Raw genomic sequence first — 19,652 nt, 5'->3', positions numbered from 1 at the left:
CTATAATCCTATTTTTAGACTCTTTTCAATAAAGAGATCTAAATTACCATTTAATACTGATTGAATATCACGTATTTCGAGTCCTGTTCTAAGATCTTTAATACGAGAATGATCTAATATATATGATCTAATTTGATGACCCCATCCAATTGATGATTTACTGTTTTCTATAATTTTTTTTTCTTGATTTTTCTTTTTAATTTCCATATCATATAGTTTCGATTTCATTTGCTGCATAGCTTGTTCTTTATTTTGATGTTGCGAACGCTGATTTTGACATTGAGTCACTATTAATGTAGGTAAATGAGTAATTCTAACTGCTGATTCTGTTCGATTGACATGTTGTCCTCCAGCTCCAGAGGCTCGATAAACATCTATTCTTAGATCAGATGGATTAATGTTAATTGTTATTCTATTACTTATCTCAGGATAAATAAATGCAGAACTAAAAGATGTATGACGACGATTACCTGAATCAAATGGGCTTTTTCTAATTAATCTGTGAATTCCCGTTTCTGTTCTTAACCAACCAAATGCATATTTTCCTATTACTCGAATAGTAGCTGATTTTATACCTGCAATTTCTCCTGATAATTCATGAATTATTTCTGTTTTAAATTTTTTTTTATCTAGCCATTTTAAATACATTCTCATTAACATTTTTGACCAATCTTGAGCATCAATACCTCCTGATCCGGATTGTATATCAAGATAACAGTTACAATAATCGTATTTTTTAGAAAAAATATGATAAAAATTAATTTTTTTTATTTTGTTTTTTATTTTTTTTAATTCTTTTGTTATATCTACAATAATACTTGTATCCTGAAGTTCTATGGATAATTCAATAAAATTTTTAACATCATTAATATTATTTTCAATATTTTTTACATCTGAAATAATTTTTTGTAATTTAATTTTTTCTTTTTTAATTTTTTCATTTAATGAAATATGTAACCATTTATGAGATTTATTTAATATATTTTGTATTTCTATAATTCTGTTTTTTTTTTTATTATATTGAATCATGATTTTAAATTGGTTTTTTTTTTTTATTAGTTTATTAAGATGATTATTAAATATATTTAATATCATTAACAATCCTATATTATTTAAAGTATTTTATTATAACATTGTATATATTTTTTATTTTTAATAAAAAAATATTGAAAATGATAAAATATATTATTTTATAATTTGTATATTTTATAAAATATATTTATATTATTTTACAAATATTGAATATTATTTATAATAAAATATCTTAAATATAATATTTTGTGTTATGAGAACTATATGAAAGATTTTTATATTTATAAAAAAAAATATTATGATATTTCAGATAATATTTTATATAATTTTTTATGTTCTTTTACTGTATTGTCTGATTGGTCATTAATATGGGTATCAGGATTAGATAGTAAAAAATATTTACAAAGTCAAATTACTATTAATCTATTTTTATTAAATTTACATGATCATATTTTATGTGCTCATTGCAACTATAAAGGAAAAGTTTGGAGTACTTTACGTTTATTTCATTATAAGTCTGGATATGCATATATTCAACGAAATAGTGTTTGTACAATACAAATCGATGAATTAAAGAAATATTCTGTATTTTCAGATGTGAATATTACTCGTCTACATCATTTTATTTTATTAGGAATATCAGGATTACATTCTAGAAACATATTATTAGGTTACTTTAAAAATTTACCAGATCAAAAAAAATCAGTTATATATATAAATAATAATATTGTATTATGGTTTCAAGATCCGATAGAACGTTTTTTATTGATTTTAGAAAAAGAAGATTTTATAAAATTAAGACAATGGTTATTAAACCAATATATAAAACATGTAAAAAATCAATGGTTATTTTTAGACATACAATCAGGTATTCCTATTATTGAAAAAAAAACTATTGGAAAATATGTTCCTCAAGAAATCAATTTAGAATATTTTAATGGGATAGATTTTAAAAAAGGTTGTTATTGTGGTCAAGAAATAATATCTCGTTTACATTTTCGTAATGTTAATAAAAGAAAATTATATTGTTTGATTGGTATTTCAAACATTATACCTAATGTTTTAGCTAATGTAGAAATGTATGATGGTATATGGAAAAAAGTAGGAAATGTATTTTTTGTTTTACATTTTCAAAATAATATTTTTTGTATACAATGTATTTTAAATAATAAAATTGATTCGCATAAAATTTTCCGTATATCTACTAATGTGACAAGTTATTTTGTAATTAAATAACATTTTATGAAATATTAAAATATTTTAAAATTGTATCATACTTAACATTAGATAAAATTTTTAATGTTATTGTGCATAATAATTTTATTATTTATAATGGTTGAAATAAAATATTATGAAGATATTGATAATATAAATAATAATTAGATTGATAATAAATAAAAATTTTATAGATTATTTAATTTTTTATGTTTTCGAATTTTAATTTTTCGGTCATTTTCAGTAAGATATTTTTTACGTATACGAATAGAATATGGAGTAATTTCTATTAATTCGTCATCATTAATAAAGCCTAATGATTTTTCTAATGTCATATTAATAGGAGGAATTAGAGATATTGCTTCATCAGTTCCAGAGGCTCGCATATTGGTTAATTTTTTACCAGTTAAACAATTTACAGTTAAATCATTAGATCTATTATGTATTCCAATAATTTGACCTTGATAAACTTTTTCTGCATGTCCTAAAAATAATTTTCCTCTATTTTGAAGATTAAATAATGCAAAACCTGTTGTTAATCCTGTTCCATTAGATATTAGGACACCATTTTGTCTTTGCCCCATATCATAGGATTGTTTTTTTCCATAATGTGAAAAGGATGAATAAAATAATCCTGTTCCAGATGTAATATTCATAAATTGATTTCGAAAACCTATTAATGCTCGGCTAGATATAACATATTCTAATCTTATTCTTTTTTTATTATCAGGAATAATATTTTTTATTTTTCCTTTTTTTTGTCCCATACATTCTATAATTACTCCTTGATGACATTCTTCAATATCTATTACTACATTTTCAAAAGGTTCAGTTTGAATATTATCTTGATTTTTAAAAATAATTTTAGGTCTTGATACTTCTAATTCAAATCCTTCTCGTCTCATAGTTTCAATTAATATAGATAAATGTAATTCTCCTCTTCCAGAAACAGAAAATTCATTAGAATTAGATGTTTTTTTTACTTTCATAGCAACATTATGTATGATTTCTTTTTTTAATCTTTCATAAATTTTAGTAGAAGTAACATATTTTCCTTCTTTCCCACAAAAAGGAGAGGTATTAACAGAAAATAACATATTTACTGTAGGTGGATCTATTGTTACAGGAGGTAATGGATGAATATTATTAACATCACAAATTGTATCAGAAATATATAAATTACTTAATCCAGTAATTGCAATGATTTCTCCAGCATATGCATGTTGTATTTCTATTTTTTTTAATCCAAAATATTTTAATATTTTTCCTATTTTCCCGTTTCGTACATGTCCTGTTTTATCAATTATTGATACTTGTTGATTACTATAAATAGTTCCTTGATTAATTCGACCAATTCCAATTAAACCTAAATAATTATCGTAATCTAACTGAGAAATTTGAATTTGTAAATTTCCTTTAGGATTGACCTTTGGTATAGGAGTATATTTAATGATTGCATTATATAATGCATTCATATTATTGTCCATCGTTTGATAATTTGTACTAGCAGTACCGAGTAAAGCAGAAGTATAAATAACTGGAAAATCTAATTGTTCATCTGTTGCATTTAAATTTACGAATAAATCAAATATTTGATCTATGACCCATTCAGGTCTAGAATATTTTCTATCAATTTTATTAATTACAACAATAGGATTTAAATTATATTCAAAAGCTTTCTGTGTAACAAATCTTGTTTGTGGCATAGGACCATCAAAAGCATCAACTACTAGTAATACAGAATCAACCATAGACATAACACGTTCTACTTCTCCTCCAAAATCGGAATGTCCAGGTGTATCAATAATATTAATTCTATATTTATTCCATTGAATAGCTGTATTTTTAGCTAATATTGTAATGCCTCTTTCTTTTTCTAATTCATGATAGTCCATAATTCGATTAATATTTTCTTCTTTATCATGAAATGTTCCTGATTGTTTAAGTAATTGATCTAATAGTGTGGTTTTTCCATGATCAATATGTGCAATAATAGCTATATTTCTTAGATTTATAACCATTTTTTATCCTTTATATTATAAAATATAAATAATTTGTATTACTAAATATAAATTAAATAATTAGTTAAAATTTTTATATTATTAAACTATATTATATTATAAGATATATTATTTTATTAATAATATATGATATTTAAAATATAATAATCTTTATTCTATGTATGTATTGAAGTATTTTGATATTTATATATTTTAAAATGAACGAGTATTTATAGTATTATGATTAATAATTATAACGTTGCTCGATTTTTAACAAGTGTTGATGTATGGAATACTGATAATATTTATCCGTATGGTATGGAAATAGCATTTTCTGGTTATTCAAATTCCGGAAAATCAAGTTTAATTAATTGTTTAACAAATAATAATAAATTAGCACGATGCAGTAAATTTCCAGGTTGTACAAAAATGATTAATTTTTTTCAAGTGACTTCAGATTTTCGTATAGTAGATTTACCTGGTTATGGATATTCTAAAAGATGTAAAAATGAAAAAAAAAAAATAAATAATTTAATTTTTAATTATTTAAAACAAAGAAAATATTTAAAAGGATTAATTCTATTAATAGATATTAGAAGATTAATGAGACTAATAGATTATAATATATTAAAATTATCTAAAACACGAAATATAAATATATTAATTATTTTAACAAAATGTGATAAAATAACAGTACAATCACAAAAAAAACAACTATATATTTTAAAAAATCAGTTATTTCCAGATTTTCGAAATATTGAAATTATTATTTTTTCATCTTTTAAAAAAATTGGAGTGGATAAGATATTAAATATCATTAATATATGGATGATAAAATAATTATTTAATAATCTTGTATCTTTACATATTCATATAATTTATATAAAACTGAAAATTGTATTATTTCAAATTATATATTTTATACATTATAATAATCTTAAAAATGTATGTATTATTTAATTTATGTAATCAATAATGCATATTTTTTATTATATTTATAATATGTTATAAGTATTTAATATTTTAATTATTTTAATATTTTTATAACAATGTTATATTAAACATCCTTGTAATTTATAAATTTTTAATTTTTTATATTTTTAATTATGATTTTAAAGTATTATAATATTGTTTTAATTCTTTTATTCCATGAAATGGAGCAGTATGATTTAATTTTTCTTCAATTCTGATTAATTGATTGTATTTTGATAATCGATCAGATCGACTCATAGATCCTGTTTTAATTTGACCGGATTGAGTTCCTACAGCTAAATCTGCAATTGAAGTATCTTCTGTTTCACCTGATCTATGTGATATTATTGTAGAATATTTTGCTTTTTTAGCTAATTTAATAGTTGATAATGTTTCGGTTAATGTACCAATTTGATTTAATTTAATTAAAATAGAATTTGCAATACCTTTTTTGATACCTTGGTTTAATTTTTTTGTGTTTGTTACAAACAAGTCATCTCCTACTATTTGTATATGATCTCCTAATAGTTTTGTTTGATATAAAAAACCATTCCAATCAGATTCACTTTGACCATCTTCAACAGATGTAATTGGGTATTTTAATGTTAAATTTCTTATAAAATTACTGAATTCTTGAGAAGTAAATTGTTTATTTTCATGTTTTAGATGATAAATGTGTGTTTTTGTATTATATAATTCAGAAGCTGCACAATCCATAGCAATTGTAATATCTTGACCTAATTTATAACCTGATTTTTCAACTGCTTGTTGAATCATCATGAGAGCAGATTCATTAGATTGTAAGTTTGGTGCATATCCTCCTTCATCACCCACCGATGTGCTTAAATTATTATTTTTTAGAATATAACCTAATGTTTGAAAAATTTCACATCCCATTCTAATAGCTTCTTTAATAGATTTTGCTCCTACTGGTTGTATCATAAATTCTTGTATATCTAAATTATTATTAGAATGACTTCCACCATTAATAATATTAATCATAGGTAATGGCATAGAAAAACATTTTGGAGTGTTATTTAATTCTGCAATATGTTCATATAAAGGTATACCTTTAGAAATAGATGCTGCTTTAGCAGTAGCCATAGATACAGATAAAATTGAATTTGCACCTAAGTTTTGTTTATTTTCTGTACCATCTAAATTTAACATTATTTTATCAATTTCGTTTTGATTATTAGCATCTTGATTTTTTAACGATTTAAAAATTATTGTATTAATTAATGAAACAGCTTTAGAAACTCCTTTACCTAAAAATCTATTAGGATTATTATCGCGTAATTCTAATGCTTCATATTTTCCGGTAGATGCACCTGATGGACATGAAAATAATCCAATTGAACCATCTTGTAATTGTACTTCAGCTTCTATAGTTGGATTTCCTCTAGAATCAATAATTTCTCTAGCAAGAATTTTATTTATTTTAGACATTTTATTTCCTTTTTGGTAAATATTATAAAATTAAATATTTTGTTTTTTTTTAATACTATATATTGTAGAAGCTTTTATAAATCCTACAAAAAGAGGGTGATTATTCCTTGGTGTAGAATTAAATTCAGGATGAAATTGGCACCCAATAAACCATGGATGATTATTAATTTCAATAATTTCTATAATTTTATTATTTATAGATTTACCTGAAATACGTATTCCATATTTTTCAATTTTTTTAAATAAATTTTCATTTATTTCATATTTATGACGATGTCTTTCAATAATAATATCAGAATTATATAATTTCCATGCAAGACTATTTTTTTTTATTTTACATGTTTGATTACCTAATCTCATGGTACCTTGAAATTTTTTATTTTTATATTGAATTTTAATGTTTTTATTTTTATCATTTTCTGCTAATTTAATTATAGAATATTTACCTTGTGGTTCAAATTCTTCAGAATTAGCATGTTTTAATTGTGCAACATTTCTACAAAATTCTATTAATGCAAGTTGCATACCTAAACATATACCAAAATATGGAATATTATTTTCTCGTGCATATTGTATTGTTATTAATTTTCCTTTTATGCCTCTTTTACCAAATCCTCCTGGAATAACTATTCCATTCAGTGATTTAAGTAAATGAATATTATGACTTTTAATTTTTTGAGAATTAATTAATTTTATATTTACAAATATTCTATTTTTTAATCCTCCATGTTTTAGTGCTTCTATAACTGATCTATATGCATCAGGTAAAGTCACATATTTTCCAATTATACCAATAATTACTGTTCCTTTTGGATTATTTTCTTGATATATTATTTTATTCCAATCTTGCAAATTAGCTTTTGGTACGTTTAGTTTAAATTTTTTACAGATATAGTCATCGACTTTTTGGTATTGAAGTAGATTTGGAATTGTATATATAGAATTTACATCTTGTAAAGAAATTACTGATTTTTCAGAAATATTGCAAAATAAAGCAATTTTAGATTTTTCTTTTTGAGGAATTTTTCTATCTGATCTACATATTAATATATCAGGTTGGATACCAATAGATAACAATTCTTTAACAGAATGTTGTGTAGGTTTTGTTTTTATTTCATGAGACGTTATAATATATGGTAATAATGTTAAATGAATATATAAGATTTTATTTTTTCCTACATCTAATGCAATTTGACGAATAGCCTCTAAAAATGGTAAACATTCAATATCTCCTACTGTTCCTCCAATTTCAACTATAATAATATCTTTTTTTTTAAATTTAGAAATAATATTTTTTTTTATTTCATTAGTAATATGAGGTACTATTTGAATAGTAGATCCTAAATAATCACCATTTCTTTCTTTTTTTAATACTTTCTTATAAATACTACCAGTTGTAAAATTATTTTGGACAGTCATTTTTGTATTCATAAATCTTTCATAATGTCCTAAATCTAAATCAGTTTCTGTACCGTCTTCAGTAACGAAGATTTCTCCATGTTGCATAGGACTAATAGTTCCTGGATTGATATTAATATATGGATCTAATTTGATAATTGTTATTTTTAAATTACGTAATTTTAGAATAGATCCAAGTGCAGCTGCTGTAATACCCTTTCCTAGTGATGAAGTAACTCCACCAGTTAAAAAAATATAATTTGTATTCATATATAGATTGTATATATTTATAAATAAGATTGAATAAAACTAGTAAATAATAGTTTTATATTATATAACTAAATAATTTACTATATAATTATTTATTTTATTTAATTAATATTTATAGATGTTTATGTGTATTTTTTATGCTAACTGTTTGATGAAATATTATATATTTTCCGTTAGAAAGATTCATATCCTTAAAAAAATATCCTATGCGTTCAAATTGATAGGTACTTATTAAACTGTTTATATGAATTGATGAGTTAATAAATCCGTATTTTATTATTTTTGAATTAGTATTTATAATAGATAATATATTTTTTTGATATTCTGGATTTTTAACATTAAAAATATGATTATATAATCTAAATTCTGATTTAATTGATTGTTTTTTTGATATCCAATGAATAATTCCATATTTTTTTTTATTTTTTATATTTTTTAGATTACATGTACAAAATATTTTATTAATGTTTTGATTTTTATCTTTTTCTATATATTTTGCTGTAATTATATAAGAATATTTTAATTTTACTGGTTGCTCTAATGTTAATCTATAATATTTTTTTTGAGGATATTCTTGGAAATCTGATCGTTCAATATATATTGTATTATTAAATATAATATTTTTGCTACCCATATTAGGATTATTTGGATGATTAAATATATTAATAATTTCTTCATATTGGTTGGGTATATTATATAAAATAACTTCTATAGGGTTTAAAATAGCCATAGTACGATACGCTGTTTTATTTAATTCTGATCTTATACAATGTTCTAATGTTGAAAATTCTATTAAATTTTTTTGTTTGGTTACACCTATTTTATTACAAAAATTTATAATAGAAGAAGCTGTATATCCTCTTGCGCGCAATCCTGAAATAGTAGGTATTCTAGGATCCTTCCAATCATTAATAATATTATTTTGAATAAGTATTTTTAATTTTCTTTTCGAAAGAATAGAATATTCTAAATTTAATCGAGAATATTCATATTGATAGGTATGATGAGAAATATTAATATTATTTAATATCCAATTATATAATCTTCGATTATCTTGAAATTCTAAAGTACATAAGGAGTGTGTAATACCTTCGATAGCGTCTGAAATACAATGTGCAAAATCATATGTTGGATAAATACACCATAATAATTTTGTTTGATGATGTTGAGTAAATTTAATTCTATATAATACAGGATCTCTTAATATTATAAATGGAGAATGCATATTTATTTTAGCGCGTAAACAAGCATATCCTTCAGGAATGTTTCCTTTTTTCATTTGTTCAAATAAAAAAATATTTTCTTCAATACTTTGATTTCTATAAGGACTGTTAGTACCAGGAGTATTTAGTGTTCCTCGATATTCTCGAATTTCATTTTTTTTTAATTTGTCTACATATGCTAAATTTTTTTTAATTAATTGTAAAGCATATTGATATATTTGATTAAAATAATAGGAAGTATATCGAGTTTTTTGGTACCATTTGTATCCTAACCATAGAATATCATATTTAATAGCATTAATATATTTTAGATTTTCTGTATTAGGGTTAGTATCATCAAATCGAAGATTACACTTTCCTTTAAATTGTTGAGCTAGTTCAAAATTTAAAACTATTGCTTTTGCATGACCAATATGAAGATATCCGTTTGGTTCTGGTGCAAATCTAGTATGTACAGATAAATGTTTATTGTTTTTTAAATCATTTTTAATTATTTTATGTATGAAACTAATATTATATTTTTTTTTATCAAATTTCATATGATTATTAATTTTAAAATTTATATGTTATAAATTTTAAATTTTTATATTAAAAAAGTATATTAATATGTTTGTATTTCATAAAGAGCAGAAATCTTTTAAAAAATTGTTGACGTAAATAAAGTTAAGAAGCATAATTTATATAAGGCTACGTAGCTCAGGTGGTTAGAGCACAGCACTCATAACGCTGGGGTCATGGGTTCAATTCCCGTCGTAGCCATATTATTTTGCGGGAGTGGCGAAATAGGTAGACGCACCAGATTTAGGTTCTGGCGCCTTTAGGTTTGCGAGTTCAAGTCTCGCCTCCCGTATATTTAAATTATTTTTATGTTTTTTTGGGGTATAGCCAAGCGGTAAGGCACCGGTTTTTGATATCGGCATCCCTGGTTCGAATCCAGGTACCCCAGTGATTTAAGAATTTTTAGTCTATTTTATAAGTTCATAAATTTTAAAATACAATAAATTTTATTTAATTAGAAATTTATTTTATTTAAAAATATAGTTTATGATAGATTTATGATATTAAATACATATAAAAAATATGCAGCTATTGCTGCACTTAATTATATTTCTTTTGATTCAATTATTGGTATTGGTTCAGGTTCTACAATATCATATTTTATTCAAGCTCTTAGTACTATTAAAGACCGTGTAATTGGTGTGATATCCAGTTCTTATAATACTACATTTATTTTAAAAAAGTATGGAATTAAAGTATTTGATTTAAATACCATCTCTACTTCTATTACATATATAGATAGTGCGGATGAAATTAATAATAATATGGAAGTAGTTAAAGGGGGTGGTGCAGCTTTAACTAAAGAAAAAATTATTGCATCAGTATCTAAAAAATTTGTTTGTATCATTGATAAAACTAAACAAGTTAATAAATTAGGGTTTTTCCCATTACCGTTAGAAATTATTCCTATATCATATTCTTATATTGCTCAAGAAATATTTAAATTAGGTGGTATTCCTAAATATAGGCGCGGGATTATTACAGATAATGGTAATATTATTATAGATGTATATGATTTAAATTTAGAATTTCCTATTTTAATGGAAAATAAAATTAATTCTTTACCTGGTGTTGTAAGTGTTGGATTATTTTCTTATAGAAAACCAGATTTAATTTTAATTGGTGCTAAAAATGGAGTTGAAATTATTAAATAATTATCTTATTTAAAAGATTTTTATTTTTAGATCATAAAATTTATATATTGTTTTTATTATATGTAATTGAACTATATTTTTATTTAATTAATCTACTGATATTTATTATATTAATATTACCTGTTAACTTCTTATCAATATTATAATTATTTTTTTTAATTTTGCATCCGGGGGGATTTGAACCTCCGACCTCTCGGTTCGTAGCCGAGTGCTCTATCCAACTGAGCTACGGATGCTTTTTAATTTGACGGTGAGAGAGGGATTTGAACCCTCGATACAGGTTTTCTATATACTCCCTTAGCAGGGGAGCGCCTTAATCCACTCGGCCACCTCACCTAAGTAATTTTTTATTTATCACTCAAATTATATTATACTACCTATTTATTTAATTAAGTCAAATATATTTTAATATTGTTATATTACATTATATATAATTAGAAATTATATATTAAAATTTAACATATTTTATTAGATGTAATAATGTTTAATTTTTTTTTCTTTTTTTCTGATTGTATTCTTTGATAAATTTCTTCACGGTGTACTGATATTGTTTTTGGAGCATTAACACCAATTCTTACTTGATTACCTTTAACTCCTAATACTGTTACAGTAATTTCATCACCAATGATTAGTGTTTCACCAACTCTACGAGTTAAAATAAGCATTCTTTTCCCCTTTTTTAAAAGTATACGATATTATTTTTATATGATTTTAGAATTGTAACATGTATTAAAGACTATATGTGTTAAAAATATATTTTATAAGATATTATAGTTTATTTATATTATTTATTATATATTTTAAATTATAAAAATTTATTTTTTTTTAAATAATCGATTTTTACTCAATGTTTATGTTATATGTAAGTACTAATCCAGGATGTAATATGGGGTAGTATTTTATAAAAATCATGTATATTATTTATTATACATTCTGCGGTTTGTATTTTCCCACCTCCAGAACCATTAGTATATTTTTTAATTATTTCAACAATATTTTTGGCTTGTATTTTATGAGTTATGTTATTTGTTATACTTACTATAAAAATATATTTTTTTTTGTATTGATAAAATAGAATAATAACACCAGAATTTATTTTTATTTTTAATTGATCAATCATGATTTTCAATAATTTACGATTTTTAATTTTTGTTTCGCTATTTAAGAAATATATTTTTTTAATTTTAATTATTTTTTTAATTAATTGGTTTTTTTCATTTAATATTATTTCTTTATTTAATATTTGATTTTCTTTTTTTAAGTTAGAACAATAATTAATTATTTTTTTTATTTTTATTAATAACTCTGAATCATTAGATTGTAATGTATTTTTTATTTCTAATATATTTTTTTCTTGATCTTGTATTTTATGTAATGCATATTTTCCAGTTATCGCTTCTATACGATGTATTCCAGAAGCAATTTTTTTTTCAGATATAATTTTAAATAAACCAATATCACCGGTTCTTTTAGAATGTGTACCACTACATAATTCTTTAGAAAATTTTCCTATTTTTAACATTCGAACAATTGAGTTATAATGCTTATGTTGTAAAAATTTATATTTTTTTAATTTTGCTTCATGAATACTACCATATTGTTCACATATATTTACATTTTTTTGAATTTGATGATTAATAATATTTTCTATATTAAAAATTTGATCTATATTAATTGGTTTAAAATAAGAAAAATCAAATCTTAAATATTTTTCATTAATAAAAGAACCTCTTTGATAAATTTTTTCTTTTAATACTAGGTTTAATGCAGAATTTAATAAATGCGTTGCAGAATGATTGTTTTGTATAAGTAATCTTTTTTTTTTATTAATTTTAGCTGTGACAATATCATGAATTTTAATTTTTCCTGTATGCATTTTCCCGATATGACCAATTGCTTGTGCATAATTTTTTACATTATATACTTCAAAAATTGATTGTTTTATAAATATAGTTCCACTATCTCCAATTTGTCCTCCAGATTCTCCATAAAATGGAGTTTGATCGAGTATAATAATACCTTCTTCATTTTCATTAATCGTTGATTGTTCTTTTCCATGAACAAAGATTTTTTTAATATTTGAAGTGATTATATGATATTTATATCCTTTAAAAATAGATTTTTCGTTTATATGAATTGTATTAATAATATTGTTAATTGTTATTTTTTTTTTTTGAGATTTTTTTTTGTGTTCAAAAATTATATTTTGAAGTTTAGAGATATTAATATGAATGTGATATTCATGACATATATCTTGTGTTAAATCTATTGGAAAACCAATAGTATCATGCAGATAAAATACAATATTAGCATCAAGTTCTTTATTTTTTAAATTTTTTATTTCATTTAACAGTAATTTAAATCCTTTACTTAACGTTTGATTGAATTGTAATTCTTCTTCTTTTAATATATTTTCAATTTTTTTTTGTTGGTTTTCTAATTGTTTTTGAGATTCTCCAAAAATTCTTATTACACTAGAAACTAATTTATAAAAAAAAATCTTTTTAATTCCTAATTTATTACCATGTAATAATGCTCGTCTAATAATTTTTCTTAAAATGTAACCTCTATATTCATTATCAGGTAATATATTATCACCAATAATAAAAGTAGATGCTCGAATATGATCTGCAATAATATTAATAGATTGATTATTATTACTTATATTCAGTTTATTAATTTGATATATAGATTGAATTAAATCATGAAATGAATCTATTTTATAATTTGAGTTTACTTTTTGTAATATAGAAGTAATTCTTTCTAATCCCATGCCAGTATCTACTGAAAATGTAGATAAAGGAATTAATTTATTATGTTTAATACGATTAAATTGAATAAATACGATATTCCATATTTCTATGTATTTATTTTTATCTTTTAAATCATGTAAATATAATTTTTTATCATTAGATGTATTAAAAAATATTTCAGTACAAGGACCACAAGGACCAGTTTCTCCCATTTGCCAAAAATTATCTGATTCATAAACATTATTATTTTTATGTCCTATTTTAATAATTTTACATTCAGGTAATTGAATAATATTTTTCCATATATTGTATGTTTCTTGATCATCTTGATATACAGTAACTAATAATTGATCTTTTGGAAGATTAAACCATTTTTCATTAGTTAATAAATTCCATGCATACGCAATAGCTTCTTTTTTAAAATAATCTCCAAAACTAAAATTTCCTAACATTTCAAAAAAAGTATGGTGATGTGTACTATATCCTACTTGATGAAAATCATTATGTTTTCCTCCTGTTCTTAAACATCGTTGTGCAGTTACTACTCTAGAATAGTTAAATTTTTTATTACCTAAAAAAATATCTTCAAATTGATTCATACCAGCGTTGGTAAATAATAAATTAGAATGATCACTTGGAATTAAAGAACTACTTGGTATTATTTTGTGTTTATTTTGTTCAAAAAATTTTAAAAACATATTTCTAACATTATTAGTTGTATATTTCATATATTCCTTAAATAATATACAATAATATATAAAATCTTTATTGATTAATTTTATTATATTATTTAATATGATATTAAATAAAATTTTTAAATATTATATGCATTATTTATATTATGAAAAAAAAAATTGAAATTATAGTTCCACACCGTGATAAAAAAAAATATAGGTTAGATCACATTTTAGTACATATGGTTCCAAATCATTCTAGATCTATTTTTAAAAAAATGATTATTTCTCAACAAGTATATGTAAATTTTTTTATGATTAATCAACCTCATACGATGGTTAATCCTGGAGATAAAATTACTATTTTTATGGATATAAAAAAAAAAAAAGTGATATAGGTGAAAATATTGCTTTAAATATTATTTATGAAGATAATAATATATTAATTATTAACAAACCAGTGGGATTAGTTATACATCCGTCGTGTGGTAATATAAATGGTACTTTATTAAATGCTTTATTATATTACAATGCTGATTTAAATAGTATACCTAGATCGGGTATTATACATAGATTGGATAAAAATACTACTGGATTAATGGTAATTGCTAAAGATTTATATAGTTATGAAAAATTAGTATTTTTATTAAGAAAAAGAGAAATTATTCGTGAATATGATGCATTAGTTTTTGGAAGAATAGTTTCTGGAGGTACAATAAATTATCCTATCATGCGCCATATAAAAAAAAGAATTTGTATGATGGCTCATATGTCGGGGAAAATATCCATTACACATTATAAAATTATTAAAAAATTGAAATATTATACTCATCTTCGTATTCGAATAGAAACTGGTCGTACACATCAAATTCGAGTTCATATGTTACATATTCGACATCCTATTTTAGGTGATCCATTATATAAAACAAGAAATCATATTCCTCAAGGTATTTCAAGAAAATATTTTGAAAAAATTAGATTATTTTCTCGACAAGCATTACATGCAAGTAAAATTTCATTTTTTCATCCTATAACTAACAAGTATATGAATTTTAAAATACCATTATCTTTAGATATGTTAAAGATTATACAATACTTATAAATAAGTTATTAATGATTAGTAATAGTAATTATTTACATGATTATTTTATAATTATTATGTACTATGTACTCTTTGAGTTCAATGTATATGAAGTTAGAAAATAAAATATAAATATAAAATTTTTAACAGAATCAGTTTATTTTATAAATTATAGAAACATAGATTTATTATTTGTTTTATATATGATTTTAATATTTTATTTTAATAATTGTAAGAAATTACATAAGTAATTTGTATTATCTTATAAAATAAAAGGATTTAAAATGTTTATTAGATATTGTAATAAAATATATAAATAATAATTAAACTGAGGAAGTTACTATAACTATAGTAATAAATTATAGAAACGATAGAGTAATTAAAAAAATATAATATAGATTTAAATTTGTAATATTTTATAATTTTTTGGTTTTTTTATTTAATCGTTTTATAGCAGTTTTTAATGCCCAATAATATCCGTCTAATCCAAAACCACAAATAACACCATTCGAAATATCAGATAACCAAGAATGTGATCTAAAGTTATCTCTCGAATAAATATTAGAAATATGTACTTCAATAAACGGAATATTTACAGACAATAATGCATCTCTTAATGCTATACTAGTATGTGCAAAAGCAGCAGGATTAATAATAATATAATCAATATTTTTAGATTGTTGGATTTTTTCAATTAAAATATGTTCAGCATTAGATTGTAAATGTGTTATTTTCACTTTGAGTTGATTAGATTTTTTATGTAATGTATCTAGTAGTTGATTTAAAGTTTTTTTACCATAAATTTTGGTTTCTCTTGTTCCTAATAAATTTAAATTAGGTCCATTTAATAATAAAATATTAAAATAGGGCATATTTTCATTTCAAATAATTTATTTAATTATTTATCATAATTAGTTTTATAATGTTTGTAAAGTATTTAATTGTAAATGCACTATTAAACAAATATAATAGTTTCTAATATAGTTTTTGGTAATTTTAAAATATGATATTTACAATGATAATAAATTTTAGTACATAATTTTATTATATTTATTGAAATATATATTTTTATTATTTAAGAATGTAAAAATAAATTATGTACAATATTATCATTATATTAATAAGATATTGATAAGATCATTGTTGAGTAAATAGATTAATAGGACTTTATTACATAAGATGTAATTAAATATATGTCATTTTAAAATAATGATGTTATAAAGATTATAATTTTTTTATTTTACTTAAATTTATATACTTTTTATGATATATTAAATTGTTAAATAATTAAAAATTTGTTTTAAGACACATGATAAAATAAAAATTTATTATTACATTTTTAAAATACAATTTTATTTTATATTGTACTAATAAAAAATCTTGAATATTTATATTAGAAAATTTTTATAAATTATATTTTTATCAATTTTATTATGATAATTGAATAGAAAATAAAAAATAATTTTATTTATAGAAATATAAAAAGTATAACAGATAAGAATATATAAATTATGATAAAATAGTAATTTTAAGTATGATAATGAATAAATAATTTAAATAATTATGTTTTATTAGAAAATCAATTAATGATTAGGATGTTTATAGCATCAATTAATAATAATAAAAATTATACTTATGTAAAATTTTTAATTATAATATATAAATATTTTAATTTTTATAACTTATAATGAAAAATTTTTATTCATTAATAATTAATAGTAAGATATATTTTTTAATATTACATATTATTAAAATATATTACAGATTAATTAATAAATACATTTGTTATATGTGATTATTTAAATAATATTGATATTTATCATAATATTGTTAGATTATAAGTATTTATATATGATTGATTAAATATATTATCTATATTTTTAGATTCTAGAATATTCATTTTATGTGGTTGAAAGATTTATATTTCTGTGATGATGCGTTATTTATATTTTTATTATAAAAAAAATAATGAACATAATTAATTTTTTTGTGTAATTGAGATACTAAATTAGATCAATTAAAGATAAATAACCATACAATATATTTTTATGTTTTAATTACTTTTTTTAATTACAATACTATAAGATATATCAAGTATTGATAATACATGTATAAAATTAAACAAAATAAAATAATTATTAAATATTATGAATTGATTATAAGTAGAAATAATTTTTAATATTTTGCAGTCAATAAAATATATGACTGCATAATTTATTTAATATTTTATTATTTTAATTATTCAATACGTTCTTTAATTCGAGCTGATTTTCCAATTCTATTGCGTAAGTAATATAATTTTGATTTTCTCACTAAACCTTTTTTTTTAATAATAATATTTTCTATTATATTTGAATATGTTTGAAAGACTCTTTCAATGCCTTCTCCATGGGATATTTTACGAACAGTAAAAGAAGATTGTAAATGGCGATTTTTAATAGCTATTACGATACCTTCAAAAGATTGAAGACGTTTTTTAGATAATTCTACAACCCATACTTTTACTTCTATAGTATCACCAGGTCTAAATTTAGGTATTTTTTTTTGTTCCATTTGTTCTTGTTCAATGATTTGAATAATTTTATTTTTCATAATAATATGTATCCGATTGTGAAATTTTTATAAAAATGAAATAATTTTATTGAATTTTTATATATTATTTAAATAGTGTGTTTAGTACCAATTTGTAGAAATCATTTTATGAATAATATCAACTTTATAAATAATATTTTTTTCGATAAAAGGAATCAATATTTCTTGAGAATCATTTTGATTATTTTTAATAACTAATATATCATTAGATTTCGATCGTATAATATTTGAAACAGTACCAATATATTTTTTATATTTATTAAATACTTTACAAAACAAAATATCTTTCCAATAATATTCGTAGTTTTTCAAATTAGGTAATGTTTTTATATCAATAGCTATCAAAGAATTTGTTAATTTTTTTGCTTGATCACGATTATTAATGTTTTTAATTTTAATTATGATTTTTTTTTGTTGTATTTTTTTAGATTCTAAACAAATTATCTTCCAAATATTATTCTGTTTAATAAACCACGGAATATATTGAAAAATATTTTTTTTTTTTCAGTAAAAGAAAAAATAGTATTCCAACCTAATATGCCATAGGAAGAACCTATTTTTCCAATAATTACGGGATTAATCATGTGTTATATACGTCTCTTTTATTTATTTTATTTTATAAAATATTATTTTTTTTTATTACTTTAATAAAATATTTTATTCTATTAGATAAAATTGCTCCATTTTTTACCCAATAATCCATTCGATTAATATTTAAATTAATTTTTTTTGCTTTATTATGAACGTTTGGATTAAAAAATCCAATATTTTCAATAAATCTTCCATTTCTTGGAAATCTACTATCTGTAACAATAATTTTATAAAATGGTTTTTTTTTAGAACCATGAAGTGCTAATCTTATTTTTACCATATTTTTCTCTTTTAAAATATTATATGTTAATACATGAATAAAATATTATTTTATAATGATTTAGGTATTGAAAATAACATATACTAGATAAATTGTTTTAAATATTAAATCATTTTAAATATTTAGTTTTTATTATTTAAATTATTTCTATATTTATAGAATTTTATCAATATTTTATGATTTTAATATTATGTAATATTTTTATAATTTTATAAAATAAATTTTATTTTTATTTTTATAAAATATTTTATTAAATATATTTTAAAATATGTAAATATTGTTTAATATGTAATTTTTATCATGTTTAAAATTGTATATATTATATTTGTAATTTTAAAGCATTGAAATGAAATATATTATTTTTTTATTTTTTATATAATTAATAAATAATATTATATTTATAAATTTAT

Annotated in this window: 17 protein-coding genes and 5 tRNA genes; 8 read left to right on the top strand and 14 right to left on the bottom strand. The window is 21.2% G+C overall.

The window, feature by feature from the left end:
* Nucleotides 1-1,095: a peptide chain release factor 2 gene (gene prfB, locus AB4W56_RS01390; RefSeq protein WP_367675695.1), complete on the bottom strand. Its 1,095-nt coding sequence runs from the start codon at nucleotides 1,093-1,095 to the stop codon at nucleotides 1-3.
* A 201-nt stretch (nucleotides 1,096-1,296) separates the two neighbouring features.
* Here prfB and ygfZ point away from each other — a divergent pair, with 201 nt between their 5' ends.
* The gene (gene ygfZ, locus AB4W56_RS01385; protein WP_367675694.1) at nucleotides 1,297-2,268 is read left to right on the top strand and encodes a tRNA-modifying protein YgfZ; all 972 of its coding nucleotides are present in this window, start codon (nucleotides 1,297-1,299) and stop codon (nucleotides 2,266-2,268) included.
* Between the two features lie 167 nt (nucleotides 2,269-2,435).
* Here ygfZ and typA read toward each other — a convergent pair whose 3' ends face one another.
* Nucleotides 2,436-4,268 carry a translational GTPase TypA gene (gene typA / locus AB4W56_RS01380; RefSeq protein ID WP_367675693.1) on the bottom strand — a complete coding sequence of 611 codons (1,833 nt, stop codon included), beginning with the start codon at nucleotides 4,266-4,268 and terminating at the stop codon, nucleotides 2,436-2,438.
* 219 nt (nucleotides 4,269-4,487) lie between these two features.
* Here typA and yihA point away from each other — a divergent pair, with 219 nt between their 5' ends.
* Complete coding sequence (gene yihA, locus AB4W56_RS01375; protein WP_367675692.1) at nucleotides 4,488-5,087, top strand: ribosome biogenesis GTP-binding protein YihA/YsxC; 600 nt, start codon at nucleotides 4,488-4,490, stop codon at nucleotides 5,085-5,087.
* Nucleotides 5,088-5,351: 264 nt separating this feature from the next.
* On the opposite strand, the gene eno is transcribed toward yihA, so the two are convergent.
* The 3 genes from eno to glnS form a co-directional block, all read right to left on the bottom strand.
* Nucleotides 5,352-6,668, bottom strand: a complete 1,317-nt coding sequence (gene eno / locus AB4W56_RS01370) for a phosphopyruvate hydratase (RefSeq protein WP_367675691.1) — start codon at nucleotides 6,666-6,668, stop codon at nucleotides 5,352-5,354.
* 30 nt (nucleotides 6,669-6,698) lie between these two features.
* Nucleotides 6,699-8,336: a CTP synthase gene (locus tag AB4W56_RS01365; protein ID WP_367675690.1), complete on the bottom strand. Its 1,638-nt coding sequence runs from the start codon at nucleotides 8,334-8,336 to the stop codon at nucleotides 6,699-6,701.
* 112 nt (nucleotides 8,337-8,448) lie between these two features.
* On the bottom strand, nucleotides 8,449-10,098 hold the full coding sequence (gene glnS / locus AB4W56_RS01360; RefSeq protein WP_367675689.1) for a glutamine--tRNA ligase: 1,650 nt from the start codon (nucleotides 10,096-10,098) through the stop codon (nucleotides 8,449-8,451).
* A gap of 146 nt (nucleotides 10,099-10,244) precedes the next feature.
* On the opposite strand from glnS, the gene AB4W56_RS01355 reads away from it, so the two are divergent.
* The 4 genes from AB4W56_RS01355 (at nucleotide 10,245) to rpiA (ending at nucleotide 11,271) form a co-directional block, all read left to right on the top strand.
* Nucleotides 10,245-10,318 (top strand) — tRNA-Met (locus tag AB4W56_RS01355).
* Nucleotides 10,319-10,327: 9 nt separating this feature from the next.
* Nucleotides 10,328-10,409, top strand: a tRNA-Leu gene (locus AB4W56_RS01350).
* 25 nt (nucleotides 10,410-10,434) lie between these two features.
* A tRNA-Gln gene (locus AB4W56_RS01345) sits at nucleotides 10,435-10,505 on the top strand.
* A gap of 109 nt (nucleotides 10,506-10,614) precedes the next feature.
* Nucleotides 10,615-11,271 carry a ribose-5-phosphate isomerase RpiA gene (gene rpiA, locus AB4W56_RS01340; protein WP_367675688.1) on the top strand — a complete coding sequence of 219 codons (657 nt, stop codon included), beginning with the start codon at nucleotides 10,615-10,617 and terminating at the stop codon, nucleotides 11,269-11,271.
* Between the two features lie 162 nt (nucleotides 11,272-11,433).
* On the opposite strand, the gene AB4W56_RS01335 is transcribed toward rpiA, so the two are convergent.
* From AB4W56_RS01335 to alaS, 4 genes are all read right to left on the bottom strand, one after another.
* Nucleotides 11,434-11,507, bottom strand: a tRNA-Arg gene (locus tag AB4W56_RS01335).
* 12 nt (nucleotides 11,508-11,519) lie between these two features.
* A tRNA-Ser gene (locus AB4W56_RS01330) sits at nucleotides 11,520-11,607 on the bottom strand.
* 119 nt (nucleotides 11,608-11,726) lie between these two features.
* Entirely contained in the window at nucleotides 11,727-11,936 is a 210-nt protein-coding gene (gene csrA / locus AB4W56_RS01325) for a carbon storage regulator CsrA (protein WP_367675687.1), read from the bottom strand.
* A 191-nt stretch (nucleotides 11,937-12,127) separates the two neighbouring features.
* Entirely contained in the window at nucleotides 12,128-14,752 is a 2,625-nt protein-coding gene (gene alaS, locus AB4W56_RS01320; protein ID WP_367675686.1) for an alanine--tRNA ligase, read from the bottom strand.
* A gap of 113 nt (nucleotides 14,753-14,865) precedes the next feature.
* Between alaS and AB4W56_RS01315 the strand changes: the two genes are divergently transcribed.
* Entirely contained in the window at nucleotides 14,866-15,096 is a 231-nt protein-coding gene (locus AB4W56_RS01315) for a S4 domain-containing protein (protein WP_367675685.1), read from the top strand.
* Nucleotides 15,093-15,800, top strand: a complete 708-nt coding sequence (locus AB4W56_RS01310; protein WP_367675981.1) for an RluA family pseudouridine synthase — start codon at nucleotides 15,093-15,095, stop codon at nucleotides 15,798-15,800. The genes AB4W56_RS01315 and AB4W56_RS01310 overlap by 4 nt, the downstream gene beginning before the upstream one ends.
* A gap of 395 nt (nucleotides 15,801-16,195) precedes the next feature.
* On the opposite strand, the gene aroQ is transcribed toward AB4W56_RS01310, so the two are convergent.
* The 5 genes from aroQ to rpsP form a co-directional block, all read right to left on the bottom strand.
* Complete coding sequence (gene aroQ / locus AB4W56_RS01305) at nucleotides 16,196-16,651, bottom strand: type II 3-dehydroquinate dehydratase (protein ID WP_367675684.1); 456 nt, start codon at nucleotides 16,649-16,651, stop codon at nucleotides 16,196-16,198.
* 1,366 nt (nucleotides 16,652-18,017) lie between these two features.
* Nucleotides 18,018-18,371: a 50S ribosomal protein L19 gene (gene rplS, locus AB4W56_RS01300; protein ID WP_367675683.1), complete on the bottom strand. Its 354-nt coding sequence runs from the start codon at nucleotides 18,369-18,371 to the stop codon at nucleotides 18,018-18,020.
* An 81-nt stretch (nucleotides 18,372-18,452) separates the two neighbouring features.
* Nucleotides 18,453-18,812, bottom strand: coding sequence for a ribosome maturation factor RimM (gene rimM / locus AB4W56_RS01295; RefSeq protein WP_367675980.1), 360 nt, complete (start codon nucleotides 18,810-18,812; stop codon nucleotides 18,453-18,455).
* A complete protein-coding gene (locus AB4W56_RS01290) occupies nucleotides 18,812-18,955 on the bottom strand; it encodes a hypothetical protein (protein WP_367675682.1) in 144 nt (47 codons plus the stop codon). The genes rimM and AB4W56_RS01290 overlap by 1 nt, the downstream gene beginning before the upstream one ends.
* Before the next feature lie 32 nt (nucleotides 18,956-18,987).
* Nucleotides 18,988-19,242, bottom strand: coding sequence for a 30S ribosomal protein S16 (gene rpsP, locus AB4W56_RS01285; protein ID WP_367675681.1), 255 nt, complete (start codon nucleotides 19,240-19,242; stop codon nucleotides 18,988-18,990).
* Between the last annotated feature and the right edge of the window lie 410 nt (nucleotides 19,243-19,652).

Origin of the sequence: Buchnera aphidicola (Phyllaphis fagi) (assembly GCF_964058955.1) — a bacterium.
Classification (GTDB): Bacteria; Pseudomonadota; Gammaproteobacteria; order Enterobacterales; family Enterobacteriaceae; genus Buchnera_L; species Buchnera_L aphidicola_AI.
The sequence above is the reverse complement of the archived record's forward strand: the minus strand, read 5'-3'. Positions and strand labels throughout refer to the sequence as shown.

Coding starts and splice junctions, on each gene's coding strand:
- prfB (WP_367675695.1), bottom strand. CDS start 1,095: ATGATATTAAATATATTTAATAATCATCTTAATAAACTAATAAAAAAA.
- ygfZ (WP_367675694.1), top strand. CDS start 1,297: ATGAAAGATTTTTATATTTATAAAAAAAAATATTATGATATTTCAGAT.
- typA (WP_367675693.1), bottom strand. CDS start 4,268: ATGGTTATAAATCTAAGAAATATAGCTATTATTGCACATATTGATCAT.
- yihA (WP_367675692.1), top strand. CDS start 4,488: ATGATTAATAATTATAACGTTGCTCGATTTTTAACAAGTGTTGATGTA.
- eno (WP_367675691.1), bottom strand. CDS start 6,668: ATGTCTAAAATAAATAAAATTCTTGCTAGAGAAATTATTGATTCTAGA.
- AB4W56_RS01365 (WP_367675690.1), bottom strand. CDS start 8,336: ATGAATACAAATTATATTTTTTTAACTGGTGGAGTTACTTCATCACTA.
- glnS (WP_367675689.1), bottom strand. CDS start 10,098: ATGAAATTTGATAAAAAAAAATATAATATTAGTTTCATACATAAAATA.
- rpiA (WP_367675688.1), top strand. CDS start 10,615: ATGATATTAAATACATATAAAAAATATGCAGCTATTGCTGCACTTAAT.
- csrA (WP_367675687.1), bottom strand. CDS start 11,936: ATGCTTATTTTAACTCGTAGAGTTGGTGAAACACTAATCATTGGTGAT.
- alaS (WP_367675686.1), bottom strand. CDS start 14,752: ATGAAATATACAACTAATAATGTTAGAAATATGTTTTTAAAATTTTTT.
- AB4W56_RS01315 (WP_367675685.1), top strand. CDS start 14,866: ATGAAAAAAAAAATTGAAATTATAGTTCCACACCGTGATAAAAAAAAA.
- aroQ (WP_367675684.1), bottom strand. CDS start 16,651: ATGCCCTATTTTAATATTTTATTATTAAATGGACCTAATTTAAATTTA.
- rplS (WP_367675683.1), bottom strand. CDS start 18,371: ATGAAAAATAAAATTATTCAAATCATTGAACAAGAACAAATGGAACAA.
- AB4W56_RS01290 (WP_367675682.1), bottom strand. CDS start 18,955: ATGATTAATCCCGTAATTATTGGAAAAATAGGTTCTTCCTATGGCATA.
- rpsP (WP_367675681.1), bottom strand. CDS start 19,242: ATGGTAAAAATAAGATTAGCACTTCATGGTTCTAAAAAAAAACCATTT.